This is a genomic window from Winogradskyella sp. PE311 (assembly GCF_046545555.1).
GTDB lineage: Bacteria > Bacteroidota > Bacteroidia > Flavobacteriales > Flavobacteriaceae > Winogradskyella.
On sequence record NZ_JBHZTH010000006.1, the window covers coordinates 175,702 to 193,319 of the forward strand.

A 17,618-nucleotide genomic window follows, 5' to 3' on the forward strand; every position below is an offset into this window, starting at 1 on the left:
AAATGTTGATAATTATCGCCTTCAATCCGTAAAATGCTTTTAAAAAGGGGTTTAAAATCGTATATTTGATAGTATTCTAAAATGATACAAATGTGTCATTTTTTTATGCCATAAATCGAACTAAAATTTATTCAACATAATGAGCGAAGAAAAAAAAGAAAGCTTTAACGAACACGGTTATTCAGCAGATAGTATTCAGGCCTTAGAAGGTATGGAGCATGTACGTATGCGTCCATCCATGTATATTGGTGATGTAGGTGTAAGAGGTTTACACCACTTAGTGTACGAGGTAGTTGATAACTCTATCGATGAAGCCTTAGCTGGTCACTGTGATAATATTACTGTAACTATTAATGAAGATAACTCTATAACGACAGAAGATGATGGTCGTGGTATTCCTGTAGGATTGCACAAAAAAGAAGGGGTTTCTGCATTAGAGGTTGTAATGACTAAGATTGGTGCTGGTGGTAAATTCGATAAAGATTCTTATAAAGTATCTGGTGGTTTACATGGTGTTGGTGTAAGTTGTGTTAATGCGCTATCTGAACATCTTAAGGCAACAGTTTTTAGAGAGGGAAAAGTATATGAGCAAGAATATGAGCGTGGTAAAGCAATGTATCCTGTTAAACAAACTGGTGATACTGACAAGAGAGGAACGACGGTTACTTTTAAACCAGATTCAACAATTTTCACACAAACGTTAGAGTATAATTATGATACGTTGGCAAGTAGAATGCGTGAATTAGCGTATTTAAATAAAGGGATTACTGTTCATTTAGTTGATAAACGTCGTACTAAAGAAGATGGTTCTTTTGAAGGAGAAACATTTCATTCTAAAGAAGGTTTAAAAGAATTTATTAAGTTTTTAGATGCAACAAGAGATCCTTTAATGAAGGATGTTATTGCTTTTGAAGGCGAAAAGAATGGCGTACCAGTTGAGGTAGCTATGATTTATAATACATCGTATGCTGAAAACTTACATTCTTATGTAAATAATATTAATACACATGAGGGTGGAACACACCTTTCTGGTTTTCGTCGTGGATTAACACATACACTTAAGAAGTTTGCTGATACTTCTGGTATGTTAGATAAATTAAAGTTCGATGTTGCAGGAGATGATTTTCGTGAAGGACTTACGGCTATTATTTCTGTAAAGGTACAAGAACCGCAGTTTGAAGGACAGACCAAAACTAAATTAGGGAATAGAGAAGTTTCTTCAGCAGTAAGTCAATCAGTTTCAGAGATGTTGACGGACTATTTAGAAGAAAATCCAGAAGATGCTAAGACGATTGTTCAGAAAGTAATCTTAGCAGCCCAAGCTCGTCATGCAGCTCAAAAAGCTCGAGAAATGGTGCAGCGTAAAACTGTAATGAGTATTGGAGGTTTACCTGGGAAATTAAGTGATTGCTCATCTCAAGATCCTGAAGAATGCGAAATTTACTTAGTAGAGGGAGATTCTGCAGGTGGAACAGCAAAAATGGGGAGAGATAGAAAGTTTCAAGCCATTTTACCATTAAGAGGTAAGATTCTTAATGTCGAAAAAGCAATGACACATAAAGTTTTTGAAAACGAAGAAATAAAAAATATATTTACAGCCTTAGGTGTTACTATAGGTACAGAAGAAGATAGTAAAGCTCTTAACCTTTCTAAATTAAGGTACCATAAGATAGTTATTATGTGTGATGCCGATATTGATGGTTCACACATTGAAACTTTAATCTTAACCTTCTTCTTCCGTTATATGAAGGAGTTGATTGAAAATGGTCATATTTACATTGCAACTCCACCTTTATATTTGGTTAAAAAGGGAGCGAAAAAAGAGTATGCTTGGAATGATGATGAGCGTTTAGCATTAATGGAGCAATATGGTGATGGTGCAAAAATTCAACGATATAAAGGTCTTGGTGAGATGAATGCTATACAACTTTGGGATACTACTATGAACCCAGAGTTTAGAACATTACGTCAAATACAGATTGATAATGGAGTAGAAGCAGATCGTGTATTTTCAATGTTAATGGGTGATGAGGTGCCACCTCGTAGAGAGTTTATTGAGAAGAATGCAGTTTATGCAAATATTGATGCATAGTTAATTATTGAAAATTTATTTTAAAAACCGTGTAATTGTTACACGGTTTTTTTTAATTCAGATAATCGATAAAATACATAAAAATACGTTAAAAAGTATTTTGTATTGATATTTTTCTATATTTGTTCTACCAAATTTAAAACCTTAACCTCATGAAAAAAGGAATATTATTCTTTGTGTTATGTATCTGTGTATCAAATATTAGAGCCCAAAACGACATAGATGCTTTGTTAGCAGCTGGTGTAGAAGATGCGCAGCGATTCGCTAACGATTATCTTGCTCCAGGAACTAATGGTCTTATGCATAGTATGAATGCCAATTGGTTCAATTCAGCCAAAGTAAAGCCTTTATTAGGTTTTGAAATTTCAGTAATAGCAAATGCGTCATTAATTAAGGATGAAAATAAACTGTTTAATCTTAATACCACAGACTACAATAATGTACAATTTGTTCAAGGTTCTAATTCGCAAATGGTGGCATCTGTTTTAGGTGAAAATGAACCTTCAATTTTTGTAGAAGTAGAATATGATGACCCTATCTTTGGGTCACAGACTACGCAGTTAGAATTACCTCAAGGTATCGGTGATCAAAGTGCTAATTTATTACCAACTGCCTTTATACAAGGCGCTATTGGATTGGGTAGTGGTATTGAAATTAAGGCAAGATTTGTTCCTGAAATAGAAACTGATGATGTAAGTTTAAGTATGTATGGTGCCGGACTTCAATTAGAATTTACAGAATGGTTACCAGCAGACAAGCTTTGGCCAGTAGCGCTGTCGGCTTTAGTTGCCTATAATCATATAGATGGGTCTTACGATTTAACTCAATCTTCTGGTATAGATGGCGATAACCAAAGATTAGAGAATGATACAAATACTTGGTTGTTTCAGTTAGTTGCCTCAACTAAGTTGCCTATTATTAATTTATATGGTGGTGTAGGTTATATTAAAGGAAAATCAGAGTCTAACTTGTTAGGTAACTATCGTGTTACTAATGGTGTCTTATCGTCGCCAACTATAACTGATCCATTTTCGGTTTCTAGCGAAGTGGCGGCTGTAAGAGGTACAGTTGGGGCAAAATTAAAGTTAGGATTTTTTAGGCTAAACGCTGAGTATCATATATCAGAATTTGATGCGTTCTCAGTAGGAGTTAATTTCGGGTTTAGATAAAAGATAAGTCCAAAATCAAAATATTCAAGCACAAGATTTACTCTTGTGCTTTCTTCATTTAAAGTGATTTTATTTGTAAATTTGAAGTCATTAAATTCAAATAATTTACATTAAATAACTAAATAAAAAAAGATGAAGGTAACCGTAGTTGGCGCTGGCGCAGTTGGAGCAAGTTGTGCAGAATATATTGCTATTAAAAACTTTGCTTCAGAAGTTGTTATACTCGATATTAAAGAAGGATATGCAGAAGGCAAAGCAATGGACTTAATGCAGTGTGCATCCTTAAATGGTTTTGATACTAAAATTACAGGAAGTACTAGTGATTACTCAAAAACTGCAAATAGCGATATCTGTGTTATTACTTCAGGTATACCACGTAAACCAGGTATGACGCGCGAAGAGTTAATTGGTATCAATGCAGGCATAGTAAAGTCGGTGTCGTCTAGTTTAGTTGAGCACTCACCAAACACAATTATTATTGTTGTTAGTAACCCTATGGATACTATGACTTATTTAGTTCATAAAACAATCGATCTTCCTAAAAACAGAATTATAGGAATGGGTGGCGCATTAGATTCGGCCCGTTTTAAGTATAGATTAGCAGAAGCTTTGGAAGCACCAATCAGTGATGTAGACGGAATGGTTATAGGTGGGCATAGTGATAAAGGTATGGTACCTCTAACATCTCATGCAACAAGAAATAGTATTAAAGTGTCAGAATTTTTGTCTGAGGATCGTTTAAACCAAGTTGCTGCAGACACCAAAGTAGGTGGTGCTACTTTAACAAAGTTATTAGGTACTTCTGCTTGGTATGCCCCAGGTGCTGCAGTTAGTGGATTAGTGCAAGCAATTGCATGTGACCAAAAGAAAATATTTCCATGTTCTACATTTTTAGATGGTGAATATGGACTAAGTGATTTATGCATTGGGGTGCCTGTTATTTTGGGTAGAAATGGAATTGAAAAAATTGTAGATGTACCTTTAAGTGCTGCAGAAAAAGCTCATATGGCAGAAAGTGCAGAAGGTGTTAAAAAGACTAATGGTTTATTAGAGTTATAGAGATGGCTCTTAAATAAAATTAAACCTTACTGGCATGCTTGTTGGTAAGGTTTTTATAGTATTAACTAAAATTACATAAAATGAAAAAAATATTTTTACTTGGTTTGACAATAATGCTTAGCGTAACGCTAAGTGCTCAGGAAAAATTTACTGAGGGTAAAATAACCATGACCCAGACTTTTAAGACTGATAATCAGCAGATGAAGGATATATTGCAACAGATGATGGGAGATGAAGGGATGCAAACTATTTCTTACGTAAAAGGAAATAAATCGAGAACAGACATTAGTAATCCAATGTCGGGCGATATAGTTACTATATCAGATATGGAAGCAAAGCAAGTATTGATGTTGATGGATAGTCCTATGCTCGGAAAAAAGTATAGCTTAACGAGTATTTCTAAAGAAGAGGAAGAAAAAATTAAAGATAATATTAATATAATAGAGGGGACAAAGACTAAAACTATCTTGGGTTATGAGTGTAAGGAGCACACTGTGACTATAGATCAGGACGGCGTAAAAATGGACATGATTATGTATATTACTGATAAAATTGTACCAGCTGTATCTCAACAAACAGCAATGCTTGGTGAGAAGTTGAAAGGGTTTCCTATGTATATGGAGATGAAAATGAATCAACAAGGTATGGCAATGACAATTATCACTGAAGTAACTGAGCTCAACAAGGAGACGGTGTCTGATGATAAGTTTAGTATGACTCCACCAGATGGATATTCTAAGATGTAGCTTATAAAGATTTAAAATGATAAAAGAGGCTGTAGTATTACAGTCTTTTTTTTGTCAAAAAAAGAGATATAACATCAATAAAATAAATAGCGCTTAATTTTCTATATTTGCGATATGCGTCAAAAGCTGTATTTAGGTTTAATAATTATTCTCTTAGCTATCTTCGGAAAAGCTTTAGAGCAAGATGGTGCGCCAAATCAGCAAATAGTAATTCAGTTTTCTAACTTAGAGATTACAAAATTAGATGCAAACAATACGATTGATGCTATTAGGAAAAGGCTAAAAAGTATTGGTGTTGAGCAAATAAAAATTGCCCAAGATAAAAAGGGGCAACTAAAAATCACTTATTACAGTACAGTTAATGTGCTGCAGATTAAGACGATACTTTCTAAAGATTCGGAGATTAGTTTTGCTGCCAATTCTAGTGAAAATAAGTCTAGCGATTTTCCAAATGATAAAAACTTAGAAGACTATCAACTTAGTATTTCAGAAATTCAAGAGGGTAGCAATAGCAGTTGGGACTTTGATGGAGTTCAGCTCACAGACTACAATCAGAAGATTGATCGGTTTTCTAAGCCAAAAAATAATACGTCTCACCATGGAATTAGGTTAGAATTAACTAACCAATTAATTAAGGTTGTTATAAATACTAATGAAACCAACTCATTATTATTAGATACTAATTCTTATAAAATCCCAGAAGTTAGAGCAGGGCCTAGCGTTTAGGGAAATAACTTAATCAAATTCTTGGCTGAATTCAGTCGAAGTAAATTTCCCAACAATCTTCAATTTAGCTTTCATCAATCGAGAAAGTCAAAAAATAATTTAAAATATAATAACAATTGTCGGCTTATGCCTTAAATTCTATATTTTCGCGCATAATTTTAAAATAAATTTCGACAACTAAAACTATAAAAATGCAAAACAAAGGAATTATAAAAGTATTTGCACTCTTATTCGGATTGGTAAGTATTTACCAATTGTCTTTTACATTTAAGGCTAACCAAATAGAAGAAGAAGCAAAAATGTCTGCTGTAGCTCAATATGATGAGACAGTAGATAATTATCAAGACTTAAGAGGTCTTGCAGAAATTAATTACATCGATTCTTTAAAAACCTCTAAAGTAAAGGTTGGTGAAGAATTTGAGTCAATCGACGTATATAATTTAGGCGTAGCTCAATATACTTATAGTGAAGTTGAAAATAATGCCATGAAATTAGGGTTAGACCTTAAAGGTGGTATTAATGCTATTATCCAAATTTCTGTCAAAGACATCTTAAAAGGCCTAGCTAATAAAAGTAAAGATCCTGTATTTAATAAAGCATTAGATGATGCCGAAGAACTACAGAAAGATGCGCAAGAATCTTACTTAGAATCTTTCTTTAGAGCTTTTGATGCTATCAAAGGCGATACCAAATTAGCATCTCCAGATATTTTCGCTAATAGAGATTTAAGTGATGATGTTAAATTTGATATGTCTGACGATGAAGTAAAGACAGTTCTAGAAAGAAAAATAGATGAGTCAATAGTTTCAGCGTTTGAAGTATTAAGAAATCGTATTGATGGTTTTGGTGTATCGTCTCCGAATATTCAACGTTTAGGTAATTCTGGTCGTATTTTAATTGAATTACCTGGTGCTAAAGATAAAAAGCGTGTTGTAGATATTATTACAAAAACAGCACAGTTACAGTTCTGGGAAACCTTTAAGGCTCAAGAAATGTTTCCTTATATTTTGCAGGTTAACCAAACAATGGTTGAGGAAGCAAAAGCTGCAGAAACACAAAATGAGGTTGCTGATGTAAATGAAATAGATCAAGATTCTACAGCTAATGCAATTGATCAACTGACAGGACAAATAGAGACAGATTCTACTAATGTAGCAGATGTTAATCCTATTGGTTTGCAAGGACCAGGTAATGGCCCAGTTGTTGGTATTTTCTTAGCAAAAGATAAGGCTAAAGTATTAGCCGCTCTTAATGCTCCTAAGAATAGAGCAAGCTTATCAGCAGAGATGCGTAATGCAAAATTCGTATGGGGAATTCAGGATAAAGATTCAGAGTTTTCAGAACTATACGCTATCAAATTAAGTAGAGATGGAGAACCTCAATTAAGTGGTTCTGTTATTACAGATGCTAGACAAGACTACGATCAAATAAGCAGACCAGCTGTGAGTATGCAGATGAATGCTAAGGGAGCTAAGATTTGGGAAGAAATGACTAAAGTAGCTAACGAGACTGATGGAAATATTGCTATTGTGTTAGATGAAATCGTTTATTCGGCTCCTGGTGTGTCTCAAGCGGGTGGAATCTCTGGTGGTAACTCACAAATATCTGGAGCGTTCTCATTAACCGACGCTGTCGATTTAGCTAATGTCTTAAGAGCTGGTAAATTACCTGCTTCTGCAGAAATTATTCAGGCAGATGAGGTAGGTCCTTCTTTAGGTCAAGAAGCTATTGATAGTGGTATGAAATCATTCTTAATCGCTTTAGCTTTTGTATTACTATGGATGATATTTTACTACGGTAAAGCTGGTATTTTTGCTGATATCGCCTTAATGTTGAACATCTTATTAATATTTGGTGTATTGGCAAGTTTAGGTGCGGTATTAACGTTACCTGGAATTGCAGGTATTGTCTTAACCATAGGTATTTCGGTTGATGCTAACGTACTTATTTTTGAACGTATTAGAGAAGAGCTTGCCAAAGGAAAATCGCAGAAAGAATCTATTAAAGACGGTTTCTCTAATGCACTGTCTTCAATTTTAGATGCCAATATTACAACAGGTTTAACGGCCTTAATATTATTTGTATTTGGTACAGGACCAATTAAAGGTTTTGCAACGACTTTACTAATTGGTATATTAACGTCTTTATTTACAGCTATATTTATTACTCGTTTATTAATAGACTGGTGGACAAATAGAGGTGGATCTTTAGATTTCTCTACGGCAATGACCAAAGGTTTATTTAAAAATGTAAATATCAATTTCTTAAAGAAACGAAAGATTGCATACGTAATTTCTGGAGTTTTAATTTTAGCAAGTTTAGGATCATTATTTACAACTGGGTTGGATGAAGGTATAGACTTTGTTGGTGGAAGAACATATCAAGTACGTTTTGAACAACCAGTAAGTACTGAAGAAATAACAACTATCTTAAATGATGCGTCAGTATTCGGTAGTGCTGAAGTAAAAACTATAGGTTCAGCAAACCAATTGAAAATTTCTACAAAGTATAAAGTTGAAGACAACTCAGTTGAAGCTGATGAAGAAGTAGAGTCTAAATTATTTGAAGCTCTAACACCTTATTTACCATCTGGGATGAAATATTCAGAGTTCCAAGAAGGTTCGGGTGAAGCGAAGATAGGTAAGATGCTTTCTAGTAAAGTAAGTCCTACTATCGCTGATGATATTAAAAAGTCGTCTTTTTGGGCTGTATTAGGTTCGCTAGTTGTAGTTTTTCTTTATATCTTATTCAGGTTTAAGAAATGGCAATTCTCACTTGGTGCGGTTGCAGCTGTTTTTCACGATGTGTTAATTGTGCTTGGAATCTTCTCTTTAACATGGAGATTTATGCCATTTAGTATGGAAATCGATCAAGCTTTTATTGCTGCTATCCTAACGGTAATTGGTTATTCGTTAAATGATACCGTAGTCGTTTTCGATAGAATTAGAGAATTCTTAAATGAGCATACGTCATGGGAATTTGGTAAAACAATAAACTCTTCCTTGAATAGTACATTAAGTAGAACATTAAATACATCGGTAACAACATTAGTGGTTTTATTAGCAATGTTTGCTTTTGGGGCGGATTCGCTTAGAGGCTTATTGTTTGCATTAATAGTAGGTGTTGTAGTCGGTACATATTCTTCTATGTTTATAGCTACGCCATTAATGTATGATACAGCTAAAAAGGGTGATGCGGCTGAAGCTTTAAAAGATAAAGTAAAAGATGAGGATGAAGCATAAACTGCATCATTTTCTATAAAAATAAAAATGCTTTTCTGAGAAGAAAGGCATTTTTTTTTTTACCTCACGCAACCTTTTTACATGTTCATCATCTATAAGATAAGAAATACGGACAGACCTGTCTTAGATTATTGATAACTAAAATACTACCAATCATGAAAAAAGCACTACTACTTCTACTTTTAATAGTCTCAACTTTTAGTTTTGGCCAAGATTTTATTATGCAAAATGGTATTATTAACACCTGTTCAGGAATCTTATATGATTCTGGAGGTGAACTTTCTAATTACAGTAATAACGAAAATTATACATTAACTATTTGTCCAGACCAATCGGATGCGAGGCTTAAATTAGATTTTCAAGAATTTTTATCACAACATAACCAAGATGTATTAACGATTTATGATGGTAGTGACACTTCAAGTGAAATTATTGGCGAATATTATGGAGCTATTTCGCCTGAATTAGTGTTCGCAAGTTTTGATAATACAAGTGGGTGTTTAACACTATCATTTACTTCAAATGAAGTAGGAAATACAATAGGTTGGGCGGCAAATATTTCTTGTACGGTTCCATGCCAAGATATAACAGCAGTATTAGATGCTACAAACCCAATACCCAATACGGAGGGTATTATTGAAGTGTGCGTTGGAGATACTATTAACTTAAATGGAAGCGGAATTTTTAGCGAAGATAGCACAGGTGCAAGCTACACATGGGATTTAGGCGATGGAAATATTGCATTAGGTGAAAATGTTAATATATCATATGAGCTACCAGGAGTATACCTTCTAAATTTAGACATAAGAGACACTAATATGGATAATTTTATGGATGGTTGTCCAAGCACAAATTCAATTAACCAAGTAATTAGGGTTTCGGGTCTCCCAGATTTTACCGGGACCCAAGCTTTTGATAATACGTTATGTTTTGGAGACTCCACAACAATTGAAGGTATTGCGAGTCCATTAACTTTAATCTACAATTGTCCACCACCAGAAAGTGAAGAGACTTTTTTACCAGATGGAAATGGTGCCGCCTATAACACTTGTATTAATGTAACATGTTTTGATGATGATGCCGTATTGACCGACGTTTCACAAATTTTTGATATTTGTTTAAATATGGAACATTCATATTCAGGAGATTTAGATATTTTTATAATAAGTCCGAGTGGTCAAGAAGTAAGGTTATTTGATCAGGCAGGAGGAGGTACATATTTTGGAGGAGCAAATGATGATAATACGCTTACACCAGGTGAAGGTGAAAATTATTGTTTTTCTATGAATGCAAGTACATTATTAGCTAATGCGCCTACTGAAATAAACGGTGTTAATCCGTCGCATAATTCTTGGGTGCCTGGAACTTATTTACCAGTAGAAAATTTTAACGATTTACTAGGTAGCCCTTTAAATGGGGAATGGTGTGTTAGAATTGTAGATAACCTTTCAGTAGATAATGGTTATATCTTCTCTTGGGAACTTAATTTTGATCCTGCTCTAGAATTGCAAGATTATACGTATATACCAACAATTGTATCTCAAACTTGGGATGTAAATTCTAGTATTACGGAAACAGAAGGAAATAGTATTACTGTAGCGCCACAAACGGCAGGAGAGCATTGTTATACATTTAGAACAGTTGATGAATTTGGTTGTGAATATACCGAAGAAGTATGTGTAACTATGACTCCTGAAGGTCAGTTACCTACTATCTTTTATGAAGACCTAGATGGTGATGGTTTTGGTGACCCAAATAGTACTATTGAAGATTGTAGTGTTAATCCTCCTTTTGGCTATGCATTAAATGGTTTAGACTGTAATGACACCAATAATATAATTAATCCGGATGCCATGGATTCTGAAGGTAACGGAGTCGATGAAAATTGCGACGGTGTAGATGGTTATCGAGGACTCAATATAACGGAAGCCTTAATAAGTACTATTAGTGTTTCTCCCAATCCATTTAAACAAGGTTTTGTAATAAATGTATCGGAGTTTTTAAATGGAAATTCCGTAGATGTTAAGATTTTTGATTTAAGCGGAAGAATAGTCTATGAAAAACGTCATAGCATAAGTTCCAATCTAATTATAATTAACGATTTAAATGATTTGGAAAAAGCGCATTATTTTTTAAAAGTATCCAATAATCAGCTTAATTTAAATGCTACAAAAAAGTTGATAAAATTTTAGAAAATATTGAGAGACTACATTGTGTAATAGTCAATAACATCACCAATGTTAAGTTGCCACTCATCAGAAAGTCCAGCATTAATTTCTAATACATATTTAGCTGGTGCTTCTGATGGGAGAGAAGTTTCATCAAAGGGTAGAGCATTTTTTTGAATACTAACTATAGATTTATCTTCAGCTATATAGATTATATCTAAAGGAATCTTAGTATTCTTCATATAAAAGCTTCTCATTTTTACATCCGGAAAAATAAATAACATACCGTGATTTCTATCCAGTTTATTGCGATACATTAAGCCAGTTTGTATCTCATACTCATTATTGGCAATTTCGATATCTAATGTTTTAATTATAGAATCGGTGTCAGCTTTTTTAAGATTTAGCACTCCTTCTTTTTTAAAGCTAACAGTGACCTTGTCTTCGGTTTTTATCAGTTTTTTTTCTCTACAATTAAGTGCTAATAAAAGTACGATTATAGCAGTGAAATATTTTGATAAATTGTTTAATCGCATTAAGCCAACTTTGTTTTTGGTTTGTAAACAAACATAAAATACAAACCAATTAGTATAAATGGAATACTTAATAACTGCCCTGTATTAAGCAACCAATCAGCACGTTCTATATTTTGAGCTTCTTTTACGTATTCGACAAAGAACCTAACGGTCCACAATAGCACCAAGAAAAGCCCAAATAAGAACCCTTGCTGCTCAGATTTTTTAGTTTTCCAATAGAAATAAAATAGTATTAAAAAAACGAAAACATAACAAAATGCCTCATATAATTGAGCTGGGTGCCTAGGTTGTGTTTCTCCTAATTGTTTAAAGACAACTCCAAATGCAGAATCAGTTTCCTTACCTATAATCTCAGAATTAATAAAGTTGCCAATTCGCACAAATACAGCTCCTAGCGCAACAGGAATAACCACACGATCTAAGATCCAAAGAACAGTTTTATGTAAAACCTTTTTATTGTATATATACATTGAAATGATCATTGCAATTGCAGCACCATGGCTCGCTAGACCTTGAAATCCAGTAAATTCAAAACCTCCTTTAAATTTAAACGGTAAAAAGATGCTAAAAAAGTCTTCAGTTATAAGCTCAGACTGATAGAAAATAACGTGTCCTAATCTTGCACCTAACATAATGCCTATTACAGAGTATATGAATAAAGAATCTAAAGACTCTTCCGATTGTTCTTCATTTTTGTATATCCGTTTTGTTATATAAAATCCAAGTATAAAGGCAACTATCCACATCATGCTGTAGAAGTGAAGCTTAAAAAATCCTAAATCAATATATTTTATAGGATCCCAATCAATCTGAAGTAAAAACATGTATTAACTATTTATCTTGTAAATATACTATTTTGAATAGTTTTGAAAATGAGATTAACGTATTATTAATCTTCTTTAGGAGGAACTGGGTCAAAACCTTTGCCTCCCCATGGGTGACAACTAAAAATGCGCTTTATAGCTAACCTACTTCCCTTAAAAAAACCATGAACTTCTAAAGCTTCTTTAGTATAATGTGAACAGGTTGGCTGATATCTGCAAGTCGCCGGAGTAATTGGAGATATAAACGTTTGATAAAGTTTAATAATGAGTAAAACGGGATATATTAGGATTTTTTTCACTTTTACTTAGTCGTAAAGGTAGTGCCTTCTCTACTATCATTAAGTTGAATGCCAGCCTCTAATAATTCATCTCTTATTTTATCAGATAGTGCAAAATCCTTATTTAACCTCGCCTCTTTTCTCAAATTAATAAGAATTTCTACAGCACCAGCCAATTGGTGATTCCCAGCACTTTCTTGAGAAATGTTAGTTAGACCTAATATGTCAAATGTAAATGATTGCATTGTTGATGCTAATAATTCGGCATCTTTTTCAGTAATTGTAGCACTTCCATCTTTAATTTGATTAATATATTTTGCAGCATCAAAAAGATGAGCAATTAAAATAGGCGTATTAAAATCGTCATTCATTGCTGAGTAACATTTCTGCTGCCAATTTGTTACGTTAAAACTAGACTTAGATGCAGTTTTTAAATTTTCGATTAACTCTATGGCATCCATAAGTCTATTAAAGCCTTTTTCAGCAGATTGTAAACCATCATCAGTTAAATCTAAAACACTTTTGTATGACGCTTGCATCATAAAAAAACGAATTACGCTAGGATTGTAGCCTTTAGACATTTTGTCATTCTCACCAGATAATAGCTCTGCAGGATTTATATAATTTCCTGTTGATTTGCTCATACGAGCTCCATTTAATTCTAACATATTGGCATGCATCCAATATTTCACAGGATTTTTTCCCTTAGATGCTTGATTTTGAGCTATTTCACACTCATGATGAGGGAATTTTAAATCCATACCACCTCCGTGAATATCAAAATAATCACCAAGATATTTTGTGCTCATAGCAGTACACTCCAAATGCCAACCGGGAAAACCATCACTCCACGGAGAAGGCCAGCGCATAATATGGGTTGGTTCTGCTTTCTTCCAAAGTGCAAAATCTTGTGGATTTTTTTTGTCACTTTGCCCATCTAAAACTCTTGTGTTGTGTATTAAGTCTTCAAGTTTGCGCTTGCTTAATATACCATAAGCGTTAGTCTCATTATATTTATGTACATCAAAATAAACTGAGCCGTTGACAATATAGGCGAAGCCATTATCAATAATGCTTTGTATTAATTCAATCTGTTCAATTATATGGCCAGTGGCTGTTGGTTCTATACTAGGTGGTAAAAAATTGAATGTATTTAATACATTATGAAAATCTACCGTATAGCGCTGTACAATTTCCATTGGTTCTATAGCCTCTATACGTGCTTTCTTAGTTATTTTATCTTCACCAACATCGTCATCATTCTCTAAATGACCAGCGTCTGTAATATTACGCACATATCTCACTTTATAATCTAGATGTTTGAAATAACGAAAAATCATATCAAACGACATAAAAGTTCTTACGTTACCTAAATGAACGTTACTATATACGGTAGGTCCACAGACATACATTCCTATATGACCTGGAGTTATAGGTTTAAAAACCTCCTTTTCTCCCGTTAGGGTATTGTAAATTTTTATAGTGTGATTATCGTATAAAGGCATGATCAAGTATTGAAATGTATTGTAAAGCTAAAAAACTAGTTTAGAGAAAACAAACTAAAACTGTGTGTCTAATTGGATGTAGTCTAAAAACTCTCTTCTTACAGCAGAATCTTTAAATTTACCACCAAATTCAGAGGTAACAGTACTGCTTTCTATATCTCTAATTCCACGAGAATTAACGCATAAATGTTTAGCATCAATAACGCAGGCGACATCTTTTGTATTTAAAACCTCTTGCAGTTCTTTTACAATCTGAATGGTTAAGCGCTCTTGTACCTGAGGTCGTTTAGAAAAATAATCTACAATACGATTCATTTTAGATAAACCAACGACGCTACCATTAGAAATATAGGCAATATGTGCTCTTCCTACAATTGGTAATAAATGATGCTCGCAAGTAGAATAGACAGTTATATTTTTTTCTACAAGCATTTCGCCATACTTGTATTTATTTTCAAAAGTTGAAGCCTTTGGTTTTTTATTTGGGTCTAAACCACCAAATATTTCATTTACAAACATTTTTGCAACGCGTTTTGGTGTTCCACTGAGACTATCATCATTCAAATCTAATCCTAATGTTTCCAATATATGTCGTACATCGTCTTTAATAAGTTCCATTTTTTCTGCGTCAGTTAAATCAAACGCATCTGCTCTTAAAGGTGTATTACTAGATGAACCCACATGGTCATCGCCTAAAGCATCTATATCATTAAAATCGCTATCGATTTTCATAGTTAAATTATATTAAAAATAAAGACGCAAAGATAAGCAATAAAAATAGTATCAATAGGGTAGGGATTTTACAATTACACTTGTTCTATAAGTAAAACCGTTAAAAAGTCAATAACCTTGACGAATTAACTAAGGTTTTATTAAAATTTTCTTAATTTTCGAATCTTAAAAAAATTACTGTTAAGCTATGAAGAAATTACTACTTTTTGTTGTTGTAATACTTTTGCCTGTTTCTATATTTGGGCAACAATCTAAACAAAAGATACCACTACCTTTAGCTAAATACGGTGATAATGTAAAATTACCACTGACGTTAAAAGAGCGTAATCAGATCCTAGAAGTTTATGGAGATTTTGCTGATAAATATGTATTTAGTAATCCTAATATGCTAAAAAGCATAAAACAACTTCTTAGAAACCGCATAGTTATTAAGCAAGTTTTTAACGAAAACGAAAGGAAAGTCTGTGGAAAATTATCAGAGGTATCATTATTTAATCCTTACGTAAAAGATTTGAAAAGAGATGATATTTTTAATCCATCAACTTTTAACCCTTTAAAGTATAATTTTGAGTTTCATGCATTGTCAGCGTCAATGTTTCAAGTTGACAATACAAATTACTATATTATTATTAAGTCCCAGCATCAGTAAAATCCCTTAAAATGAAACATTTATTAACTATTATATTCTTGGCTATATCCTTAACATTGTTAGGTCAAGACATCAATATGCAAACTACTACAGTAGACCAATGTGGAGGAACTTTCTTTGATTCTGGTGGTGAGTTTGGTAACTACGGAAACGATGAAAACTTTGTTTTAACAATATGTCCAGAAAATCCAGGACAAAAAATTCAATTAGACTTTTCGGCATTCAATACCCAATTAAATCAGGATGTTATGACCATTTATAATGGTGATTCAGTGGCAGCGGATGCATTTGGTATGTTCTCAGGGCCAACTGGACCGACAATGGTCCAAGCAACAGAAGAAAATACATCTGGTTGTATTACAATTGAATTCACATCTAATGGATCGGCCAATACAACAGGATGGGAGGCAGCTATTTCTTGTTTAACTCCTTGTCAGGTCATTAATTCTCAAATAGACTCTGCTACACCAGCACCAAATGGAGATGGTTACATAAGAGTTTGCCCAAATGAAGAAATTACTTTAAATGGAAGCGGAACCTTTTCATTAGATGGAACAGGAGCGAGTTATGAGTGGGATTTAGGTGACGGTAATACTGTTGCAGGTCAGTCCGCTACTTTTTCTTACGCAACACCAGGAGTTTATATAGTTAATTTAAATATAAGAGATAGTAATACGTCAGTTGATCCGGAAGGTTGTGCCAATACTAATTTAATAAATCAGGTTGTTCAGGTTGCTACGGAGCCAGATTTCACTGGTACTCAGGCTGCCGAAACCACTATTTGTTATGGTGAAAGTACAACAATTGATGGTATTGTAAATGCTGTTCCGTTTATAAATGATTGTACACCACCAGTTAGTGGAACGACGTTTTTACCAGATGGGTCAGGTGCTCAATATGAGACCTGTATAACTGTAGATTGTTTTGATTCAACACAGACATTAACAGACCCTAATCAGTTGGTTGAGATTTGTATTAACATGGAACATTCGTTTTCTGGTGATTTAGATATTTTTATACAAAGTCCTAATGGTCAAGAAATAAGATTATTTGATCAGGCAGGAGGTGGAACCTACTTTGGTGGCGCAAACGATGATAATGGTGTTACACCAGGAACTGGTGAAACATATTGTTTTACAATGTCTGCGGCTGTGCTACTTGCAAATGCTCCTACTGAGATAAATGGTACAAACCCACCAGGTAATTCTTGGGTTCCCGGTTCTTATTTACCCTTTGAAAGTTTTGATGGTTTATTAGGAAGCACGCTGAATGGCGATTGGTGTATTAGAATAGTTGATAATTTGTCAGTAGATAATGGCTATATATTTGAGTGGTTTCTAAATTTTGATCCAGCCATTCAACCTCCAGAATTATCATTTACACCTGTTATAACATCAGAAGCATGGGATACTGACCCTTCAATTACTGATACAACAGGAAACGTTATAACCGTAACTCCTACTAACGCAGGTCAAAATTGCTACACGTATCGTGTAACTGATGATTTTGGTTGTGAATATACTGAAGAGGTATGTATAGATGTATTACCAGAAATTGTTACCGAGTTACCTAACGATTTATTTGTTTGTGATACTGGAGTTCCACCTTATATATTCGATTTAGATTCTAATACAGCTGTAGTTTTAGCTAGTGCTACGAATGTAGCAGATTTAGTTATTACATATCATAATTCGCAAGCTGATGCAGATACCGATACGGCTGAAATTGTTGATTTGAATAACTATTCAGGCGCAGATGGTGAAGTGATTTATATAAGAGTAGAATATTTAGATTCTGGCTGTTATGAAGTACTATCATTTGCCTTAAATGTTTCTGGTCAACCGGACATTAATTTAGTATTAGATTTAGAGGTTTGTGATGATGTGAGTAAT

General features: G+C 33.8%; 14 protein-coding genes. 9 read left to right on the forward strand and 5 right to left on the reverse strand.

The genetic code is table 11. The features are described from left to right. Positions 1-139: 139 nt before the first annotated feature. From gyrB to ACFWU4_RS15885, 7 genes are all read left to right on the forward strand, one after another. Positions 140-2,092 (forward strand): DNA topoisomerase (ATP-hydrolyzing) subunit B, encoded by a 1,953-nt coding sequence (gene gyrB / locus ACFWU4_RS15855; protein WP_411129636.1) that lies wholly within the window; start codon positions 140-142, stop codon positions 2,090-2,092. Between the two features lie 152 nt (positions 2,093-2,244). Then, positions 2,245-3,261, forward strand: coding sequence for a DUF6588 family protein (locus ACFWU4_RS15860; protein WP_411129638.1), 1,017 nt, complete (start codon positions 2,245-2,247; stop codon positions 3,259-3,261). Positions 3,262-3,393: 132 nt separating this feature from the next. Further along, complete coding sequence (locus ACFWU4_RS15865; RefSeq protein ID WP_411129640.1) at positions 3,394-4,320, forward strand: malate dehydrogenase; 927 nt, start codon at positions 3,394-3,396, stop codon at positions 4,318-4,320. A gap of 113 nt (positions 4,321-4,433) precedes the next feature. Next, on the forward strand, positions 4,434-5,066 hold the full coding sequence (locus ACFWU4_RS15870; RefSeq protein WP_411129642.1) for a hypothetical protein: 633 nt from the start codon (positions 4,434-4,436) through the stop codon (positions 5,064-5,066). Between the two features lie 114 nt (positions 5,067-5,180). Beyond that, complete coding sequence (locus tag ACFWU4_RS15875; protein ID WP_411129644.1) at positions 5,181-5,792, forward strand: hypothetical protein; 612 nt, start codon at positions 5,181-5,183, stop codon at positions 5,790-5,792. A gap of 191 nt (positions 5,793-5,983) precedes the next feature. Beyond that, the gene (secDF, locus tag ACFWU4_RS15880; RefSeq protein WP_411129646.1) at positions 5,984-9,034 is read left to right on the forward strand and encodes a protein translocase subunit SecDF; all 3,051 of its coding nucleotides are present in this window, start codon (positions 5,984-5,986) and stop codon (positions 9,032-9,034) included. 155 nt (positions 9,035-9,189) lie between these two features. Then, a complete protein-coding gene (locus ACFWU4_RS15885) occupies positions 9,190-11,226 on the forward strand; it encodes a PKD domain-containing protein (RefSeq protein ID WP_411129648.1) in 2,037 nt (678 codons plus the stop codon). Positions 11,227-11,240: 14 nt separating this feature from the next. Here ACFWU4_RS15885 and ACFWU4_RS15890 read toward each other — a convergent pair whose 3' ends face one another. The 5 genes from ACFWU4_RS15890 to folE all read right to left on the reverse strand — a co-directional run bounded on the left by ACFWU4_RS15890 (position 11,241) and on the right by folE (position 15,077). Beyond that, a complete protein-coding gene (locus ACFWU4_RS15890; RefSeq protein ID WP_411129650.1) occupies positions 11,241-11,738 on the reverse strand; it encodes a DUF192 domain-containing protein in 498 nt (165 codons plus the stop codon). Further along, entirely contained in the window at positions 11,738-12,562 is an 825-nt protein-coding gene (gene lgt / locus ACFWU4_RS15895) for a prolipoprotein diacylglyceryl transferase (protein ID WP_411129652.1), read from the reverse strand. Before lgt ends, ACFWU4_RS15890 begins: the two co-directional genes overlap by 1 nt. A 65-nt stretch (positions 12,563-12,627) precedes the next feature. After that, positions 12,628-12,861 (reverse strand): membrane protein insertion efficiency factor YidD, encoded by a 234-nt coding sequence (yidD, locus tag ACFWU4_RS15900; RefSeq protein WP_411129654.1) that lies wholly within the window; start codon positions 12,859-12,861, stop codon positions 12,628-12,630. Positions 12,862-12,863: 2 nt separating this feature from the next. Next, a complete protein-coding gene (gene cysS, locus ACFWU4_RS15905) occupies positions 12,864-14,345 on the reverse strand; it encodes a cysteine--tRNA ligase (protein WP_411129656.1) in 1,482 nt (493 codons plus the stop codon). Positions 14,346-14,399: 54 nt separating this feature from the next. After that, positions 14,400-15,077, reverse strand: a complete 678-nt coding sequence (gene folE, locus ACFWU4_RS15910; RefSeq protein WP_411129658.1) for a GTP cyclohydrolase I FolE — start codon at positions 15,075-15,077, stop codon at positions 14,400-14,402. A 187-nt stretch (positions 15,078-15,264) separates the two neighbouring features. Between folE and ACFWU4_RS15915 the strand changes: the two genes are divergently transcribed. Together ACFWU4_RS15915 and ACFWU4_RS15920 are read left to right on the forward strand one after the other, a co-directional pair. Next, entirely contained in the window at positions 15,265-15,726 is a 462-nt protein-coding gene (locus ACFWU4_RS15915; RefSeq protein WP_411129660.1) for a hypothetical protein, read from the forward strand. Positions 15,727-15,737: 11 nt separating this feature from the next. Continuing rightward, on the forward strand, positions 15,738-17,618 hold a 1,881-nt coding region (locus ACFWU4_RS15920), incomplete at its 3' end, for a PKD domain-containing protein (RefSeq protein WP_411129662.1).